Raw genomic sequence first — 19,473 nt, forward strand, 5'->3', positions numbered from 1 at the left:
GGAATAGAATATAAAATGGAGAATTTAACATAGATTTTACTGTTAAATTCCCCATTTTTAAAATTAAATTAGCTTTTATTGTTCCTCGCCTAATATTCTAACTTCAGTTAAAAGTTCCACATCAAATTTTTCTTTAACTTTTTCTTGAACAATAGATATCAAATCCAAAATGTCTTTTGCTGTAGCATTTCCCTTGTTTATTATAAATCCAGAATGCTTTTTAGATACTTCTGCATCACCAACACTTACACCCTTTAATCCACTATCCTCTATAAGTTTTGCAGCGAAATAACCTTCTGGTCTTTTAAATGTACTACCTGCTGAAGCATATTCTAATGGTTGCTTTTCACTTCTTCTTCTATTTAAATCATCTATTCTATCCTTTATTTTACTGCAATCCCCTTTATCTAGCTTAAGAGTTACTTCAAGTACTGTATATCCATACTTTAATATAGAACTCCTTCTATATCCAAGTTCTAAAGCTTCTTTATCTAACTCTTTTATGTTTCCGTCTTTGTCTATAATTTTAGCACTTTCTATTACATTTACAATTTCACCATTATATGCACCAGCATTCATAGCAGCTGCTCCACCAATACTTCCTGGGATGCCACATGCAAATTCAAAACCTGTTAAACAATTTTCCATTGCAGTGTCTGATAATTCTTTTAAAGTTACACCACTTTCAGCAATTATCCTGTCGCCTTCTACTCTTACTGCATCTAACTTGCAAAGCTTAATAACTACGCCTCTTATTCCACCATCTTTTACTAATAAATTTGATCCATTACCTACTATATAATATGGTATTTTTTCTTCCTTACAAAAGCCTATAACATCTACAACCTGTTTGAAATTTTCAGGAGTAACAAGTATATCTACTGGTCCTCCTACTTTAAACGATGTATGATTTTTCATAGGTTCATCTATTTCTATATCTCTTGGATCTAATATTTTAGCTAAATTTGTACTAAAGTTTTTAAATTTATTCATTACATATTCTCCTTGAAAATTAAAATTATGTATCATATTTAGTATAATGTATGTATTAAGCTTAATCAAGATTTATCTGATTAAGCTTATAATTTTCTTTAAACATCTTACTTGTCATTACCTCTAAAGTACTCTATTATACTTTCTGCTGCCTTTCTATCAATAGAAGGTACCTTTATAAGTTCTTCATATTTTGCAACCTTTATATTTTCTATACTTCCAAAACTTTTTAAAAGTTCCTTTCTTCTTTTTTCACCCACATTGGGTATATCCTCCAATATTGAATGCAAAATTCTTTTATTTCTTAAGCTCCTATGATATGTTATTGCAAACCTATGAACTTCATCTTGTATTCTAGTAACAAGCTTCATAACATTGGAATGTGAATCTATCAAAATTTCTTCATTATTGTATATAATTCCTCTTGTATTATGCTTATCATCTTTAACCATTCCACACACAGGTATATTTATATCAAATTTTTTTAATACTTCAAGTGCTATATTAACTTGACCTTTTCCTCCATCCATAAGGATTAAATCAGGGAATACACAAAACTTTCCTGCACTTAATTCTAATTTTGTTTTTTGTATTTTTTCTATTTCATCCAAGCCATGCTGAAATCTTCTGGTTAAAATTTCACGCATGCTTTCATAATCATTAGCACCCTTTACTGTATTTATCTTAAACCTTCTATAATCACTATTTTTAGGTCTTCCTTCTTCAAAAACTACCATAGTGCCTACCGAATCTACACCTTGAATGTTTGATATATCATAAGCTTCTATTCTATGAGCAATATCCTCTAATCTTAGTATACTAGACAAATCTTTTAATGATTCATCATATAGCTTTCTATCCTGAATAAATTTCAATTTAAAATTCTCTAAAGTCATTTTTGCATTCTTTTGTACTAAATTTAAGGTATCCTTCTTACTTCCTTTTTGAGGTATTTTCACATTTACCTTAGATCCTCTTTTTATTGCTAACCACTGTTCCAATAATATTTGATCTTCTACTTCAGGAACATACATTGTTTTAGGTATATATGCAGTTCCTCCATAAAATCCTTTTATAAAATCAGCAATTATCTCTTCATTATTGGTACCTTCTGTATTTTCTATTATAAAATGCTCTCTTCCTGTTATTTTTCCATTCCTTAGAAAAAACACTTGAATACAGCTGTCCTTTTCATCACTATAAACATTAATAAAATCTTCATCTTCAAAATTTCCTGTTATTATTTTTTGTTTCTCTGTAATTTTTCTAACAGCCATAATTTTATCCCTTAATGCTGCTGCCTTTTCAAATTCTAAGTTTTCTGAAGCTTCTTCCATATCACTTGTTAATGAATTTATTATAACTTTATCTTTACCAGATAATAATTCTATAATATTCCCCACCATTTTATTATATTCATTTTTAGTTATATGTCCACCACAAGGTGCTTTGCATAATCCAATATGATAATTTAAACAAGGCCTTATCTTTTCACTACTCTCTTTTATCAATTTTCTACAAGTTCTAATAGGAAATATCTTCTTTAAAAATTCTATGGTTTCATAGACTGCAGAAGAATCTGTATATGGTCCAAAGTACTTTCCACCATCTTTAGCTAAAATTCTAGTTACAAATATTCTTGGAAAGTCTTCATTAGTCGTAATTTTTATAAAAGGATAATGCTTGTCATCTTTTAATAATATATTATACCTTGGTGTATACTTTTTTATTAGGTTGCACTCTAAAATTAAAGCTTCCATTTCAGAATCTGTAACTATATATTCAAATTCAGCAATATTCTTTACCATTGCCTTTACTTTTTCAGAATGGTTTCGTGAATTTTGAAAATACTGTTTTACTCTATTCTTTAAAACTTTTGCTTTACCAACATATATTATTTCACCTAAGCTATTTTTCATTAAATACACACCTGGTTTATCTGGTAAAACCTTTAAATGGTATTCAAAATCAAACACATAATCACTCCTAAAATAGTTAAATATTACTTAACTTTTACAAAGGTCACTTCATAAAAATTTGTGGAAGTTTATATATTATAAATATAAGTCCAAATATCATAAGTAATTCTTCTATAGAATTACCCATTTTAGAATTGGTTTTATAAGTAATGGGTAACTTTACTTTTTTGTTTCTAAAAGGATATAAAAGTGGTACTCCTCTATTAGTTGCCATGTCACATAACAAATGCATACCATAACCTATCATAAAATAGTAAACAAGATAATGTATATTGTACATATTTCCTATATAACCTGCTATAAAAGAAAATATAATCATACCTGATAAACTATGGGTTAATCCATTCCTGTGAGATGACATAGCTATTACCATAAAGGAAACTCCTAATGCCTTGAATGCAGGTTGCTTTGTATATAAATAATCATACCATAAAATTATTATACCCAAACACATATACAAAGTAACTTTTGTTGCTTTATTTTTAAATGGTAATATATATTTATTTATTATACTTTTAGGATGGTCTATATCCGGCAAAACTGATGCCAAAATAACTACCATCATACCAATATAGTTAAATTTTCCCGGTAAACTATTATAAACTGATAAAAAAGTAACTACCCCAAGACCAGCATGAGTTTTCCCCTTCATATTTTCTCCCTTTATACCATAAAAGCAAATTTTTATATATTTTTATGGTATTTAAATAACCCCATTATTGACTATATTATATCATTAAAACAGTGATAATTTTACTTTTTACAACAAAATTTCCCGGGAAAATATGAAATTGAAGATTCATGTAGAACTCCGCTATTTGCACACAAAAAACTTACCTTTAAGTTAAATTTTTACACAATATTTTTTTGAGAGGACATTTGACAATTGACAGAGGACAGTGAAGGATGATTTTTCTCCGCTGCGCTGCTAAAAATCTTTAATCAAATTTCTGAAGACTCGTTTCGCTAAAGCGAAACATTGCTAGTTTATATAAATTTAAAGCTTATTTTGCTTTAGCAAAATAAGCTTTAAAAATAAATTAGTTTTCTGACGTAAGAAGGAAAACTCACCTTCATTGTCCTCTGTCAATTGTCCTTTGAAAAATTTGTGTCACATCATGCTTATATTATTCAGTTAACTTCACATATACTTAAGTGTTAATTAGTCTATATCTTATTTTCTATAGCATTTACAATTTGGCTATCTACTATGTCAGCTATATTTAAAAGTATATCTTCTACCCCTTTAGGTTCAAACTTTCCAAACTCACCATGATGTGAAAGTATAGAATAGCATATATCATCTAGTTCTTCTTCCGAAAGAACATTTCCTACTTCATTATTTATTTCTGATACATATGCTGCACCCATTACTATATGGTCTAATTTTATAGGCTTCCTTTTTATTACACCATCATATTGATATTCCTTTATTTTCATAATATCGTGTATTACAGCTTTTAATATAAGCCTATCCTTATTCATTACTTTACTTGCATCCATATAAAAAGGATTATCTATATAATTATTAAGCACACTTTCCATAGTTTTCATCACACCTACAGTGTGTATAAAAAGTCCGCCTCTTTTGTTACCATGAAATTTCTCTGCTGCAACACAATTCAAAAATGCATTCCATCTTTCCTCATTGTAGCCCATGGCTCCAGTAGCAGCTACAGCTATTTTCTTATACTTATCTTCTAATTTATTTATAGTTTTAATAAAGTATTCAATAAGTTCCTTAGGTACATCATAAAATGGCACAAAATCTGAATAATTTACATCTTCTTGAAGCACCTGTATTACAGGATTTTTTATTTGCATATTGCCATTAAAACTTCCTGCAAATCCTTTTACATGTACAATGCTTCCTTCTTCCATTGAATTGTTTAACCTATCATAATGGTCCCATACTGGAAATGATATTGATCCTGTATTATCTTGCATTATCATGATTATATAAGGGCTTCCGTCCTTCTTATATCCTGTTCTTTTGTCATTTACCATGCCTAAAACTTCAATGGCATCTCCATTGTTTGCTTTAGCAATATCTTCAATTTTCAACACTAGGCACCACCTTTATATTCTACTTTTTTAAGGCTGTTCTAATTACTTCTGATGCTATTCCAGCTGCAGCCTTACCACCTTGTCCTCCATCCTCTACAATTACTGCTACTGCTACCTGTGGATTATCATAAGGAGCAAACCCTATAAACCAAGAATGTGGCGTAGCATCTTTTCCATCAACTTGATGATCAGCCGTTCCAGTTTTACCACATACATCCACCCCTTCAACGGATGCATTCCCACCAGTTCCTTCTTGTACAACAGATTTCATAAAATCTCTCATAGTGTTTGCAGTACTTGTAGATATAATTTGCCCTAACGATTCTGGTTGTATTGACTTAACAAGTACCCCTTTACTTGTTTGTACTTCCTTTACCAATTGAGGTTTCATCATTATTCCGCCATTTGCTATAGTAGATGAAACTAATGCCATTTGGAGCGGACTTGCTAAATCGCTGCTCTGTCCAATAGCAGTTTGAGCAATGCTTCCTTTTTCATAATTTTTAAAAGTAGGGAACTTACTCTGCTCTACTGGTATTCCATCTGCTGGTATGTCTTTGTTAAAGTAAAACTTTTCTGCTGTTTCCTTTAACTTATCATTTCCAAGCTCTAATCCCAATGTACCAAATACCACATTACTTGAGTGAACATAACCATTTTTAAAATCTATATTACCGAATGTTTCACCTTCAAAATTATGAAGAGAATATTTATCACTTATTCTCAACTCTCCATTGTCTTGAAATGTTCTATTTCTGACACCTGGCATATTCTCCAAGGCACTTACAGCTGTAACTGTTTTAAAAGTTGAACCTGGAGGATATAGTCCAGCTGTAGCCCTATTTAAAAGAGGTCTATTTTTATCAGTATTTATAGATTGCCATATTTCTTGTAAATTATTAGGATTAAACGATGGTTTTGAAACTATTGCCAAAACTTCTCCAGTTTTAGGATTTAGAGCTACTACAGCTCCTTTATTATCTCCTAAAAGGTCATAAGCTTTACTCTGAACATCATAATCTAGGGTAGTTTTTAAGTTATCACCTATTTTTTCTTGTTCTTTACCTTTATTTTTTATCAAACTTTTAATATTGTCTTCAATATCAGTATCCATTAGCTCTTTATCATATTTTTTTTCCAAACCCGTAATACCATATTTTATATCTACATATCCTAATGCATGAGCAAAAATTTCTCCACCTGTGTACTCTCTCTTTTGGGTTTCCTGATTAACTCTAGAGCTTTTTGTTAAAGGTTTGCCGTTTCTATCATAAATAGTTCCTCTTAAAACTTCATTTCTCTTAACCCACAACCTTCTATTATATGTGTTATTTACTATTTTAGGTCCTTCAACCATTTCAAAATAAGTTATATATGAAATTAATCCTATAAAACATATCAAGAAAATCATAAGAACTTTTTTTATGTTATTTGATATATCATTCATAATTTACCTACCCTCTTCTGATATCTTTTGAATTATACCCAAAGAAAAAAACGTAATAAGCATAGAACTTCCTCCATAACTTACTAAAGGTAATGTTATGCCTGTAAGAGGAATAGCATTCATAACTCCCCCTACTATAACCAAAACTTGAGATGCAATCATGGCAGCATATCCTACTGCTAAAAGTCTTGAAAAATTATCTTCTTCATACACTGCTGCCCTCATACACCTGTAAAAAAGTAAGAAATATAGTATTATTATTGCAAATCCTATAAGTATACCTAATTCCTCACACAAGGCTGCAAATATAAAATCTGTAGTGTTAACAGGAACATATTCTGGATGTCCAAGCCCAAGTCCTGACCCTGTAAGTCCTCCTGAGGCAATAGAAAACATAGATTGTACTACCTGATAACTTTTGTTTGTGGCATATGGCCAAGGATTTTGCCATATTAACACCCTTGTTCTTACATGATCAAAAAGTCTATAACTTGCCACAGCTCCTATGCTCGATAAAGCAAAACAAGCAGCTACATATCTAAATTTAGATGTAGCTATATACAGCATAGTTACAGATATTCCAAAGAATATAAGTGCAGATCCTAAATCTTTTTGCATCACCATAAACCCTAAGCATACCATTACTACTATACCTGGCTCTATAAGATTTTTAAAATCTTTATAGTCTTTCAAACTAGAGGCCAAATATCCAACTAAAAATAGCTTACCAAATTCCGAGGGTTGAAAGCCATAACTTCCTATAAAAATCCAGTTCTTAGAACCATTAACTTCTCTGCCGAACAGTGTAGCAATACCCATAAATATTATAGTAATTACTAAAAATATGTACTTATATTTACTAAACCTTCTTAGGTCTGGAAGTACTACTACTATCAATATAAAACCTGTTACGCCTATAGCAAACCATATAATTTGCTTTATGGAACTAGCCATATTCAACCTATATATCATAACAATGCCTATAACAGATAATATACTGGAAAAGATAAATATATATTTATCTCCATCGGAAAAAAACTTTCTTATTATAAAATAAGAATATCCTATAAGCAAACATGTAACTACAGCCATAACCATAGCATTCTTATCTAATGGCTGCTTAAGTATGGCCAGATTAGCAAAACACACTAGGCATAAAAGATATGTGTATCTTAAGAGCTTTTTTTCATCTCTACTAGTATCCAAATTCACTCACCACCAATTTTTAATTGAAAATCTGATTTTTATCCTATTACTTTAAATGATGTATTTCCTATTACAATTTCATCACCAGAATTTAAATACTTTCTGCCATTTACTCTATTTCCATTTAATAGCGTACCATTTGTACTATTTAAATCTTCTAATATACAATCATTATTTTTTAAAAATATTCTTGCATGATATCCTGATGCATATGGGTCGTCCAATACAATAAAATTTCCACTCTTTCTTCCTATGTTTACTTCTCCATGAATAGGTATAACAGCACCCTTTCTTAAATTGGAATTGTTACCAGCATTAATAATTTCTAACCCCAAAGACTTTCTGTGTCTTCTTCTATTTTTCTTATCTCCACCCTTTATATCTTTATACATTATTCTAAGAGCTAAAGAAATTATGATATAGACTATAGCTATTATTATAATTTTAAAAACTAAGCTTAACTTATTCAGATCCATATAATCACCTTCTTGTACTCATACTTTTTGATAACCTTATTCCATAACACCTTTTACACATTAAAAGACTAGCATTAGGGTAGATTAGCTGCTAGTCTTATTAAATTATAACATCTTTTTCAAATATTGTCCTGTATAAGACCTTTGGTTTTCTACTATTTGTTCCGGTTTTCCAGTAAAAATAACTTCTCCACCCTTTTCTCCACCTTCTGGACCAAGATCTATAATATAATCTGCACATTTTATAACATCCAAGTTGTGCTCTATAACAATTACTGTATTTCCTGTATCCACAATTCTCTGAAGTATACTTATTAGTTTACTTACGTCATCTATGTGCAGTCCAGTAGTCGGCTCATCTAAAATGTACAATGTTTTTCCAGTGCTTCTTTTAGATAACTCATATGCTAGTTTTATTCTTTGAGCTTCTCCTCCTGATAGCTGAGTAGATGGTTGACCTAATCTTACATAGCCAAGTCCTACATCCATAAGGGTTTGTAGTTTATTTTTTATTCTAGGTATATTTTCAAAGAACTGCAATGCTTCCTCTACTGTCATATTTAAAACATCATCAATATTTTTCCCTTTATATTTTACTTGTAAAGTTTCCCTATTATACCTCTTTCCTTTACAAACATCACAGGGTACATAAACATCAGATAAAAACTGCATTTCTATCTTTATTATTCCATCCCCGCTGCAGGCTTCGCATCTTCCACCTTTAACATTAAAGCTAAATCTACCTGGTTTATACCCACGCATTTTAGATTCTGAAGTACTAGCAAAAACCTCTCTTATAATGTCAAATACTCCAGTATATGTGGCAGGATTAGATCTTGGCGTCCTTCCTATAGGACTTTGATCTATATTTATAATTTTATCTATATTTTCTACTCCACTTATATCCTTATGAATTCCAGGGTTATCTTTAGCGTTATTTATTTTCTTATGAAGTCCTTTATATAATATTTCATTAACTAACGTACTTTTTCCTGATCCTGAAACTCCTGTAACACAAGTAAAAATTCCTAATGGAAATTTTACATCTATATTTTTTAAATTATTTTGTTTAGCACCTTTTACTATTATACATTTTTCATTACCAGAACGCCTACTTTCAGGAACAACTATTTTCTTTTTTCCACTTAAGTACTGTCCAGTTATAGACTTTTCATTATTAATTATTTTATCAATAGTTCCTGCTTCTATTATTTCTCCCCCATGTTCTCCTGCTCCTGGACCTATATCCACAATAAAATCTGCTTCCTTCATTGTATCTTCATCATGTTCTACTACTACTAATGTATTGCCTAAATCCCTTAAATGTTTTAGCGTACCAATTAGTCTATCGTTATCTCTTTGATGGAGTCCTATACTTGGTTCATCAAGAATATACAATACTCCAACTAAACCTGACCCAACTTGAGTTGCAAGCCTTATTCTTTGAGATTCTCCTCCTGATAAGGTTCCCGCCATTCTGGCCAAATTTAAGTAATCAAGGCCTACATCTATTAAAAATTTTAGTCTTCCCTTTATTTCCTTTAATATTTGTTCACTAATTATTTCGTTTTTTTCAGATAGCTTAAGTTCATCTAAAAATTTTAGTTCATCCTTGATTGACATTTCACAAAATTGAGCTATATTCTTTTCTCCAACAGTAACAGCTAAAGCTTCACTTTTAAGCCTAGTTCCGCCGCATTTAGAACAAGGTGCATCACTCATATATGCTTCAATCTGGCCTTTTATATAGTCAGAATTAGTTTCTAAATACCTTCTCTTTAAATTATTAATAAAACCTTCAAAAGCATGGTCAAATTCCATTAATCCATTTTCACTTCTATATTTTCCCTTTATTTTTCTTCCTTTGGTACCATAAAATATAACGTTCATTATTTCTGGATCTAGCTTTTCTACCGGTGTATTTAATGAAAATTTATATTCTTTAGCAAGTGCCTTTAATATACTAAATGTCCATGAATCTTCCTTTAAACTTCCACTGCCCATGGTTTCAATGGCTCCATCTGCAATACTTTTACTCTTGTCAGGTACTACTAAATCTTCATCTATTTCCATAAGAGTACCCAATCCATCACAACATTCACATTTTCCAAAAGGTGAATTAAAAGAAAATGTTCTAGGTGCTATTTCTCCTATGCTTATACCGCAATCCACACAAGCAAATTTTTCGCTAAACAGAATATCTTTTTCTCCAATAACATTTATAATAACAACACCTTCTGATAATTTTAGTGCAGTTTCAATGGAATCAGCTAATCTACTTCTTATATCCTCTTTAATAATTAACCTATCTATTACTACTTCAATAGTATGTTTTATGTTTTTCTGAAGTTTAACATCATCTTCTTCTAATTCTACAATATTACCATCTATTCTTGCTCTTACGAAACCATTTTTCCTTATATTTTCTAATACTTTTACATGTTCACCTTTTCTTCCCTTTATTACAGGCGCTAATACCTGGATTTTTGTTCTTTCCTCCATAGACATTATTCTGTCTACCATTTGATCTACTGTTTGCTGCTTTATTTCTTTTCCACACTTAGGACAATGAGGTATTCCTACCTTTGCATATAAAAGTCTTAAATAATCATATATTTCAGTAACAGTTCCTACAGTAGAACGTGGATTTCTGCTTGTTGTCTTTTGATCTATAGATATTGCTGGGGATAATCCTTCTATATATTCCACATCTGGTTTATTCATCTGTCCTAAAAATTGTCTTGCATAAGCGGATAATGATTCAACATATCGTCTTTGTCCTTCTGCATACAAAGTATCAAAAGCTAGAGATGATTTTCCTGAACCAGATAATCCTGTAAATACAATTAACTTATCTCTTGGAATTTCCAAATCCACATTCTTTAAATTATGAACCTTTGCACCCTTTATTACTATTCTATCCTTCATTACTTTTGTTTACACTCCTCATTTTCTTGTAGTACAATATATCCCAAGATGCTTTTTTCTATCGGTCATTAGTTTTTCTTTTTTTGTTTTTTTAATTTTAGTATTTTATCTCTTAAATCAGCTGCCAATTCAAACTGCAGCTCCTTGGCCGCTTGTTTCATTTCTTTTTCATATTTTGAAATTAATAAATCTATATTTTCATTATTAGCTTCCATAGCTTCTTCTAAACTATCATATTGCGCATTTTCTTCTAAAACCTTAGTAGCTTCAATTACTTCTCTAATTTCTTTCTTAATGGTTTTAGGTACTATATTGTGTTTTTCATTATACTCCATTTGTATTTTTCTTCTTCTATTAGTTTCTGATATTGCTTTACCCATAGAATCAGTTATTCTGTCTGCATACATAATAACCTTACTTTCTGAGTTTCTTGCAGCCCTTCCTATTGTTTGAATTAAAGAACGTTCAGACCTTAAAAAACCTTCTTTATCAGCATCAAGTATAGCTACTAAAGCAACTTCAGGTATATCAAGACCTTCCCTTAAAAGATTTATTCCAATTAAGACATCAAATTCACCCTTTCTCAAATCTCTTATTATTTCCATTCTCTGTATAGTATCTATACCAGAGTGCAAATAATTAGCTTTAATATCCATTTCTTTAAAGTAATCCGATAAATCCTCTGCCATTTTTTTTGTAAGAGTTGTTACAAGAATTCTATATCCCCTTTTTATAGTTTCTACTATATTTTTATATAAATCATCTATCTGTCCTTTAATAGGCTTAACTTCAATTTCAGGGTCCAATAGGCCTGTAGGCCTTATTATTTGTTCTGCCACATTTGTAGAATGTTCTAATTCATAATTTGCAGGTGTTGCACTTACAAAAAGTACTTGATTTAACTTCCCTTCAAATTCATTAAATGTAAGTGGTCTATTATCAAATGCTGAAGGTAATCTGAATCCATATTCAACTAAAGATTCTTTTCTCGACCTATCTCCAGCGTACATAGCCTTTACTTGTGGAATGGTAACATGACTTTCATCTATAAAAAGTAAATAATCTTCAGGGAAGTAATCTATAAGTGTTTGAGGAGGAGTTCCTTTTGCTCTTCCATCCAATATCCTTGAATAATTTTCAATACCGCTGCAATATCCTACTTCTCTCATCATCTCTATATCAAAATTTGTTCTCTGCTTTAATCTTTGAGCTTCCAAAAGCTTATCTTGAGATGTGAGTTCTCTTACTCTTTCTTCTAATTCTGATTCTATACTTTTTATAGCTATCTCCAGTCTTTCCCTAGAAGTGGCAAAATGGGATGCAGGGAATATAGACACATGCTTTCTAGTTCCTATAGTTTCACCCGTTAATGCATCAAATTCTTTTATTCTATCTATTTCATCACCAAAAAACTCTATTCTTATAGCTTTTCCACTGGATGACGCTGGAAATATGTCAAGTACATCTCCTTTTACCCTAAATGTACCTCTTACAAAATTTATTTCATTTCTTTCATACTGTATTTCTACAAGTTTTTTTAGAACTTCATCTCTATCTTTAGTCATTCCTTCTCTTAAAGATAAAGTAAGTTTTTTATATTCTTCCGGATTTCCTAAGCCATATATGCATGATACCGATGCTACTACAACTACATCTGTCCTCTCTAACAAAGCAGAAGTAGCTGAATGTCTTAGCTTATCTATCTCATCATTTATAGATGCATCTTTTTCTATATAAGTATCCGTTTGAGCAACATAGGCTTCAGGTTGATAATAATCATAGTAAGATACAAAATACTCTACGCAATTCTCCGGAAAAAATTCTCTAAACTCTGAACATAACTGAGCTGCCAAGGTTTTATTATGGGCTAAAACTAAAGTTGGTTTTTTAACACGCTCAATTATATTTGCCATAGTAAAAGTTTTACCTGATCCTGTAACTCCTAAAAGGGTTTGAAATTTCTCTTTATCATTTATACTTTTTACTATACTATCTATAGCTTGTGGTTGATCTCCTGTAGGCTTAAATTTTGAATGTATTTTAAATTCTTTCATTCTCTATTCATCCCTATCCTTATTTTTGATTTTCTGTAATATCTCCGCAAACTTGTTCTCATCAAACTTTACTACCATACTATCCTTTGGAACTCCTTTTGGTACAAATACTATTCCCAATCTTTTTGAAGTATTCATTTTGTTATAGCTTACTTCTTCAAATTTGCCAGTAACCTTTTTTACTTTAAACCAAATAAAATTTGAAGTTTCTCTAATAATTTCACTTATTTTTTCTTCATTCTCCACTTTCTCGCTGTTAATTTCCACCAGCAAGTCTCCTGTAGAAATTCCCATTTCATTAGCAGGAGAATTAGGTGCAACTTCCAAAACCATAATTCCCTCTTCGTCACTTGTATATTTTGGAGTGCCTTTTAATTCTAATCGTCTTTGAAAAATTATCATTCCTTCATGAGCAACTGGTGCAAATACAAGTACTAAAATTTTAAAAAATATATTTAAAGCAGCCAATTGTGCTAATGCAAATAAAGCTAAGCTATATATTATAGTTAATCCTCCAGACATTAAAGTTTTTTCCTTCTTACCTCTTGTAAAAGTTATGCTGTTATAACCTATCACTCCATAAAAAGGAATCAAAGCTACTAATGCATTTTTCAATACATTTGAAGGCATAGAATTGTTTACTAGAGGCCACCAATTTGGTGTAGGTATCTGCCATGATAATCCTGGATTAGACACACTGTGCAAAATAAAAAACATTGCTACTGGAAGTGTCCAATATCTCTGAAGTGCAAAACCTCCTATTATCCTACCACTCCTATTTGTAAATACAGGTATATATCCTGTATCACCATCTAAAATTATTAAAAATCCTTCTATAAAATGCAATACTGCAACCATACTCATAAGAGCCACTATATCTATTTTTAAAATATCTAAATTAGGCATTTTTAGACTAACTGAAAGGAAACCTAGTACTATACTCATAATTCCAAGAACTGATCCCGAATAAGAAAAGCATATGAATCTCTGATTAAAAAACATGAAAACTATGGATAGTAAAAATACTAAATCTACAGCTGAATTTTCATCGAACACAATACCTAAATAAGACATCATAATGCTAGCAATAGTACCTGCAAAAATACCTATAACAATTTGAGATATAGTTAACTCAAAAGGAGAATTTATTCTTTCCCCTATTATCATTTTTTGCATAATGGAAGTTTTCTTATTTCTTCTATAAAGTACAAAAGCTAAAATAATCAAAAACGCAACTAAGTATGGTTCCGTTAATGCAAAAGCTACCGATTTTAAAGTATATAACAAAATACTCATTAATCCACTTTCCCCTCTCCATAAATGAAGTTAGACAGAAATTTCTCTGCCTAACTTAAAATCCATAAATATATTATATCTTTATATTTATTTTTAATCAAAATAACAAATATCCACTATTTAACTTTAGTTTTTGCTAGTTCAAGTGCTTTATTAAACTGAGGATCTGAACTTCTATCATAGGCTTTCTTTCTAAGTTCTTCTGGATAAGTTACTGGTACATCTGGCTTTATGCCAACATGATGTATATTCTCTCCATTTGGAGTATAATATTTTGAAACTGTAACCTTCAGTGCAGTTCCATCCCCTGTATCCAGCATAGTTTGAACAACACCTTTTCCAAAAGTCTTTTCACCAACCAAGGTTCCAATTTTATAATCTCTTATAGCACCTGAGAATATCTCGGAAGCACTAGCTGAACCACCATTTGTAAGTACTGTAAGAGGTAATCCTACAAAATTTCCTCCACTTGATTTATATTCTTTTTTATTCTTATATTTATCTATGGTAGAAACAATCACTTTATCCTTTGGTAAAAAGTTAGAAACCATATCTACACATTCATTTAAAAGTCCACCAGGATTTCCTCTTAAATCTATTATAAGTGATTTCATTCCTTTTCCTTGAAGTTCACTTAGTTTACTTTGTAGATTTTTGGCTGTATTTTCATCAAACATAGAAATTTGTATGTAACCTACATTTTTATCTACCATTTCTCCCTTTACTGTAACTAAGTTTATTTTTGCTCTCTTTAGTTTTACATCAAAAACACCTTTACCTGCCCTATTCATAGTTAAGGTAACTTCCGTTCCTTCTTTACCCTTCATTAAGGTAACTGCTCTATCAAGATCTTTTCCTGATACATCAGTATTATTTACTTTCTCAATTTCATCCTTAGGAAGCAATCCTGCTTTTTTAGCTGGCGAATCTTCAAATATATCAGCTATAATAATTTTATCGTCCTTAGCTTGAACTTGTAATCCTACACCACTATAGTTTCCCTCTGTTTGAGTATTAAATTCATCAAATTCCTTCTTATTCATAAATACTGTATAAGGATCATTTAGTGCACTTGTCATGCCCTTAATAGCTCCTTCTACCAAATCTGATTCATTTATATTACCATCATAATACTTATACAACGCACTCTCCACTTGAAATAGTTTATAAAACTTACCTATGTTACTATTATTTTGAATATATGATTTTGTTCCAAATAAAGTAATTGTATTTGTTACAAGTACAGCTACTATAGTTAGTGATATCCACTTCTTCTTATTCAATTCTTCCACCTCTTTGATTTAAAGCTTATATACCTATATTATTTATATAAATCTTAAATAATTATAACATTAAAAAAAATAAATTTGCACAAGTATTTATAAAAAATTAGCATGCAGTATTAAACTGCATGCTTACTAAACATCTAAAAACTTTCTTATAGAAGAAATACTGCCTGCTGCTCCTATAATCATACCTACTAATATAAATAAGCCAAGAATGTTAATTAAAACATATTGAGGTTCAACTAATTGAATCATAACTAATCCTGATGAAACTTTTGCATAAGCCATCCTATAAGCATAATATAAAATTATATCTGCTACTATACCGCCTACAACTCCAATCATCATACCTTCAATTATAAATGGCCATCTTATAAACCAATCTGTAGCTCCTATATATTTCATTATACCTATTTCTCTTCTTCTTGAATATACTGTAAGCTTTATAGTATTTCCTATTAGGAATAATGAAACTCCCATTAGTATTACAAACATTACGCTTCCAACCCATTTTATAGTTTTTGTTATTGTTATAATCTTGTTTACAATATCTCTGCCATCTTTTATTTCATCTATGCCTGGCATACCTTTTATTCCACTTACAACATTAGATACTACTTCCGGCTTTTGAACCTTTATTATGTATGAATTAGGCATAGGATTGTCCTTATCTAATCCGTCCAATAATCCTTTATTTTGTTCTCCTAGTTGCTTTCTGAATTTTTCTATAGCTTGAGCCTTACTTTCATAGCTAACATCTTCTACTCCGTCTACATCTTTTATCTTCTTTTCTATATCCCTTTGCTGTAACATAGTTATATTATCTTTCAATATAACTTTTACTTCTACTCTTGACTCTACTTCAAGTATTCCTTGATTAACATTTTGTATAGTAAGCCAGAAAACTCCCAATATAAAAAGAGTTGCTGCGACAGTTGCTGCTGCACTACTTATGGTTTTGTTTCTCTTTAAGCTTTTTAAAGCATCTACTATAGAAAACTTAATTGTACTAATCCTCATATCCGTATGCACCCCTTTTCTCGTCTCTTACTATAACTCCTTTTTCTATGGCTATAACCCTTTTTCTCATACTGTCTACTATATCTTTGGCATGAGTCGCCATAACAACAGTAGTTCCTGCACGACTTATATCATTTAAAGTTTGCATAATATCCATTGAAGTTTCGGGATCCAAGTTTCCTGTAGGTTCATCAGCAATTAATATTGATGGGCTATTTACTATAGCTCTTGCTAATGATATTCTTTGCTGTTCTCCTCCTGATAACTCATGTGGAAAAGCCTTGTATTTATTAGCTAGTCCCACAAGAGATAAAACTACTGGTACCTTTTTTCTTATCTCTTTTAAAGGTGCTTCTACTACTCTCATTGCAAATGCTACATTTTCATAAACATTTAATGTAGGAATTAACCTAAAATCCTGAAAAACCACTCCTATTTTTCTTCTATAATATGGTATTGATTTTCTCTTTAGATTTGTTATATCTGTATTATTTACTATTATGTTTCCACTAGTTACGTCAACTTCTTTTAGCAAAATTTTTATAAAGGTAGATTTTCCTGCTCCACTTGGTCCTACTAAAAATACGAATTCCCCTTTTTCTATATTTACATTCACATTGGACAGGGCAAATATATTATTATTATAAACTTTGCTTACATTATTAAACTGTATCATTTAAACATCTCCTTACATGCATATTAAGTTTACATAGCTTTTCTGCATTGCTAAAAATATTATAACATAATACGACATTAAATAAAAAACTATTATGCTAATTTTTTGTTAATAAAATGATACATTTATGGCAACCTAGTCCTGAAATTTTAATTTATTTAAATTAAAAATGGTGGTATTTCTAATAAATACCACCACTTACATAATGTTTTATTTCAAGCTTAATCCTTTTTTAACTGCTTTTACTATATCGTCTGAAGTTAATCCATAAGCTTTTAAAAGTTCTGCAGGCTTTCCGCTTTCTCCAAAAGTATCCTTTATTCCTACTCTTACTACTGGTGTAGGAAGATTTTCACTTAACACTTCACATACAGCAGAGCCTAATCCACCTATTATACTGTGTTCTTCAGCAGTTATTACAACTCCTGTTTCTCTTGCTGAATTTATTATAGCATCTTTATCTATAGGTTTTATTGTATGTATGTTTACAATTTTAACCTTTATTCCCTCTTCTGAAAGAGTATTATATGCTTCTAATGCCGCATCTACCATTATACCTGTAGCAATTATAGTTGCTTCTTTTCCTTCTCTCAATGTTACGGCTTTTCCTAGCTCAAATTTATAATCAGGTCTATCATTTATAACTGGAACACCTGATCTGCCAAGTCTAACATAGCAAGGTCCTTTAAGTTCACTTACAGCTTTAATTACAGCTTCTGTTTCTACTGCATCACTTGGGCATATTACTGTCATATTAGGTACACTTCTCATTAATGAAATATCCTCTACAGATTGGTGAGATGCTCCATCTTCTCCAACTGTTATTCCTGCATGAGTTGCACATATTTTTACATTTAACTTTGGATAGCATATAGAATTTCTTATCTGTTCAAAAGCTCTTCCTGCAGCAAACATAGCAAAACTGCTTACAAAAGGTATTTTTCCACAAGTTGACATTCCAGCTGCTACTGCCATCATATTACCTTCTGCAATTCCCATGTTTATAAATCTTTCGGGACAAACCTTTTTAAATTCTGCAGTTTTAGTTGATTTTGATAAATCCGCATCAAGTACAACTATATTTTCATTTTCCTGGCCTATTTTTGCTAAAGCTTTTCCGTAAGCTTCCCTTGTTGCTATTTTATTAGACATTATTCTTCACCTCCAATTTCCTTTAAAGCCTGCTCGCATTGTTCCATGCTTGGAGCATTTCCATGCCAGCCTACTTGATTTTCCATAAAGGATACACCTTTACCTTTTATAGTTTTACATACTATCATTGTTGGCTTTCCTTTTACAGTTTTAGCCTTTTCTATAGCATCAATTAATTCTTCAAAACTATGTCCATCTACTTCTAATACATTCCATCTAAAAGCTGCAAATTTATCAGCAATAGGTTCTGCTGACATTACATCTTTACATGGTCCATCTATCTGAAGTCCATTATAATCAACAAAAGCAGTAAGATTATCTAGCTTATATTGAGCTGCTGCCATTGATGCTTCCCAAACTTCTCCTTCTTCTAGTTCTCCATCTCCAAGTAATGTATATACTCTGTAATCCTTTTTATCCAATTTTCCAGCTATAGCCATACCAACTGCTGCAGATATTCCCTGTCCTAATGATCCTGTAGACATATCTACCCCTGGTACTTCATTCATGTTAGGATGACCTTGAAGAATTGATCCAAGCTTTCTAAGCTTTTTTAATTCTGCTACATCAAAATATCCTTTTCTTGCAAGCGTACTGTATAATACAGGTGCAGCATGACCTTTAGAAAGGACAAATCTATCCCTATTTGAATTTCTTGCATCTTCGGGATTTACATTCATTTCATTGAAGTATAATGTAGTTAAAACTTCTACTGCAGATAAAGATCCGCCTGGATGTCCTGAACCTGATTCAGTTAGCATCATTACAATATCTTTTCTAACTTGCTGAGCTACTTTTTTAAGTTCTTCTATATTTTTTTTCACAATCTCAACCTCCTAATAAGCAAACAATTGCAATCTACCTATTATTTTATCACAAAACCTAATTTTTAT

At 30.9% G+C, this 19,473-nt stretch carries 15 protein-coding genes; all 15 read right to left on the bottom strand.

Features of this window, described 5'->3' with window-relative positions; genetic code table 11:
- Positions 1 to 75: 75 nt before the first annotated feature.
- Positions 76 to 993 carry a UDP-N-acetylmuramate dehydrogenase gene (gene murB, locus Ccar_RS19235; RefSeq protein WP_007059257.1) on the bottom strand — a complete coding sequence of 306 codons (918 nt, stop codon included), beginning with the start codon at positions 991 to 993 and terminating at the stop codon, positions 76 to 78.
- Between the two features lie 107 nt (positions 994 to 1,100).
- Complete coding sequence (uvrC, locus tag Ccar_RS19240; protein WP_007059256.1) at positions 1,101 to 2,969, bottom strand: excinuclease ABC subunit UvrC; 1,869 nt, start codon at positions 2,967 to 2,969, stop codon at positions 1,101 to 1,103.
- Between the two features lie 46 nt (positions 2,970 to 3,015).
- Positions 3,016 to 3,624: a metal-dependent hydrolase gene (locus Ccar_RS19245; protein WP_007059255.1), complete on the bottom strand. Its 609-nt coding sequence runs from the start codon at positions 3,622 to 3,624 to the stop codon at positions 3,016 to 3,018.
- A gap of 515 nt (positions 3,625 to 4,139) precedes the next feature.
- The gene (locus tag Ccar_RS19250; protein ID WP_007064357.1) at positions 4,140 to 5,036 is read right to left on the bottom strand and encodes an OB-fold nucleic acid binding domain-containing protein; all 897 of its coding nucleotides are present in this window, start codon (positions 5,034 to 5,036) and stop codon (positions 4,140 to 4,142) included.
- Between the two features lie 22 nt (positions 5,037 to 5,058).
- Positions 5,059 to 6,486 (bottom strand): peptidoglycan D,D-transpeptidase FtsI family protein, encoded by a 1,428-nt coding sequence (locus Ccar_RS19255; RefSeq protein WP_007059253.1) that lies wholly within the window; start codon positions 6,484 to 6,486, stop codon positions 5,059 to 5,061.
- 3 nt (positions 6,487 to 6,489) lie between these two features.
- Positions 6,490 to 7,692, bottom strand: a complete 1,203-nt coding sequence (locus Ccar_RS19260; protein ID WP_007059252.1) for an FtsW/RodA/SpoVE family cell cycle protein — start codon at positions 7,690 to 7,692, stop codon at positions 6,490 to 6,492.
- A 38-nt stretch (positions 7,693 to 7,730) separates the two neighbouring features.
- Positions 7,731 to 8,168 (bottom strand): FHA domain-containing protein, encoded by a 438-nt coding sequence (locus Ccar_RS19265; protein ID WP_007059251.1) that lies wholly within the window; start codon positions 8,166 to 8,168, stop codon positions 7,731 to 7,733.
- Between the two features lie 105 nt (positions 8,169 to 8,273).
- Positions 8,274 to 11,096, bottom strand: a complete 2,823-nt coding sequence (gene uvrA, locus Ccar_RS19270; protein ID WP_007059250.1) for an excinuclease ABC subunit UvrA — start codon at positions 11,094 to 11,096, stop codon at positions 8,274 to 8,276.
- A 68-nt stretch (positions 11,097 to 11,164) separates the two neighbouring features.
- Complete coding sequence (uvrB, locus tag Ccar_RS19275) at positions 11,165 to 13,150, bottom strand: excinuclease ABC subunit UvrB (protein ID WP_007064356.1); 1,986 nt, start codon at positions 13,148 to 13,150, stop codon at positions 11,165 to 11,167.
- A gap of 3 nt (positions 13,151 to 13,153) precedes the next feature.
- The gene (locus Ccar_RS19280; protein WP_007059247.1) at positions 13,154 to 14,446 is read right to left on the bottom strand and encodes a PDZ domain-containing protein; all 1,293 of its coding nucleotides are present in this window, start codon (positions 14,444 to 14,446) and stop codon (positions 13,154 to 13,156) included.
- 116 nt (positions 14,447 to 14,562) lie between these two features.
- A complete protein-coding gene (locus tag Ccar_RS19285; protein ID WP_007059246.1) occupies positions 14,563 to 15,729 on the bottom strand; it encodes a S41 family peptidase in 1,167 nt (388 codons plus the stop codon).
- Positions 15,730 to 15,864: 135 nt separating this feature from the next.
- Positions 15,865 to 16,752 carry a permease-like cell division protein FtsX gene (gene ftsX, locus Ccar_RS19290; RefSeq protein WP_007059245.1) on the bottom strand — a complete coding sequence of 296 codons (888 nt, stop codon included), beginning with the start codon at positions 16,750 to 16,752 and terminating at the stop codon, positions 15,865 to 15,867.
- A complete protein-coding gene (gene ftsE / locus Ccar_RS19295; protein ID WP_007059244.1) occupies positions 16,742 to 17,428 on the bottom strand; it encodes a cell division ATP-binding protein FtsE in 687 nt (228 codons plus the stop codon). The genes ftsX and ftsE overlap by 11 nt, the downstream gene beginning before the upstream one ends.
- A gap of 210 nt (positions 17,429 to 17,638) precedes the next feature.
- On the bottom strand, positions 17,639 to 18,580 hold the full coding sequence (locus tag Ccar_RS19300; protein WP_007059243.1) for a transketolase family protein: 942 nt from the start codon (positions 18,578 to 18,580) through the stop codon (positions 17,639 to 17,641).
- Positions 18,580 to 19,404: a transketolase gene (locus tag Ccar_RS19305; protein WP_007059242.1), complete on the bottom strand. Its 825-nt coding sequence runs from the start codon at positions 19,402 to 19,404 to the stop codon at positions 18,580 to 18,582. The genes Ccar_RS19300 and Ccar_RS19305 overlap by 1 nt, the downstream gene beginning before the upstream one ends.
- Between the last annotated feature and the right edge of the window lie 69 nt (positions 19,405 to 19,473).

The sequence above is a fragment of the Clostridium carboxidivorans P7 genome (genome assembly GCF_001038625.1).
Taxonomy (GTDB): Bacteria; Bacillota; Clostridia; order Clostridiales; family Clostridiaceae; genus Clostridium_AM; species Clostridium_AM carboxidivorans.

What these genes read in the sequence shown, in the direction of transcription:
- Ccar_RS19265 (WP_007059251.1), bottom strand. Translation starts at nt 8,168, where the DNA reads ATGGATCTGAATAAGTTAAGCTTAGTTTTTAAAATTATAATAATAGCT.
- Ccar_RS19255 (WP_007059253.1), bottom strand. Translation starts at nt 6,486, where the DNA reads ATGAATGATATATCAAATAACATAAAAAAAGTTCTTATGATTTTCTTG.
- murB (WP_007059257.1), bottom strand. Translation starts at nt 993, where the DNA reads ATGAATAAATTTAAAAACTTTAGTACAAATTTAGCTAAAATATTAGAT.
- ftsX (WP_007059245.1), bottom strand. Translation starts at nt 16,752, where the DNA reads ATGAGGATTAGTACAATTAAGTTTTCTATAGTAGATGCTTTAAAAAGC.
- ftsE (WP_007059244.1), bottom strand. Translation starts at nt 17,428, where the DNA reads ATGATACAGTTTAATAATGTAAGCAAAGTTTATAATAATAATATATTT.
- uvrA (WP_007059250.1), bottom strand. Translation starts at nt 11,096, where the DNA reads ATGAAGGATAGAATAGTAATAAAGGGTGCAAAGGTTCATAATTTAAAG.
- Ccar_RS19280 (WP_007059247.1), bottom strand. Translation starts at nt 14,446, where the DNA reads ATGAGTATTTTGTTATATACTTTAAAATCGGTAGCTTTTGCATTAACG.
- Ccar_RS19245 (WP_007059255.1), bottom strand. Translation starts at nt 3,624, where the DNA reads ATGAAGGGGAAAACTCATGCTGGTCTTGGGGTAGTTACTTTTTTATCA.
- Ccar_RS19300 (WP_007059243.1), bottom strand. Translation starts at nt 18,580, where the DNA reads ATGTCTAATAAAATAGCAACAAGGGAAGCTTACGGAAAAGCTTTAGCA.
- uvrB (WP_007064356.1), bottom strand. Translation starts at nt 13,150, where the DNA reads ATGAAAGAATTTAAAATACATTCAAAATTTAAGCCTACAGGAGATCAA.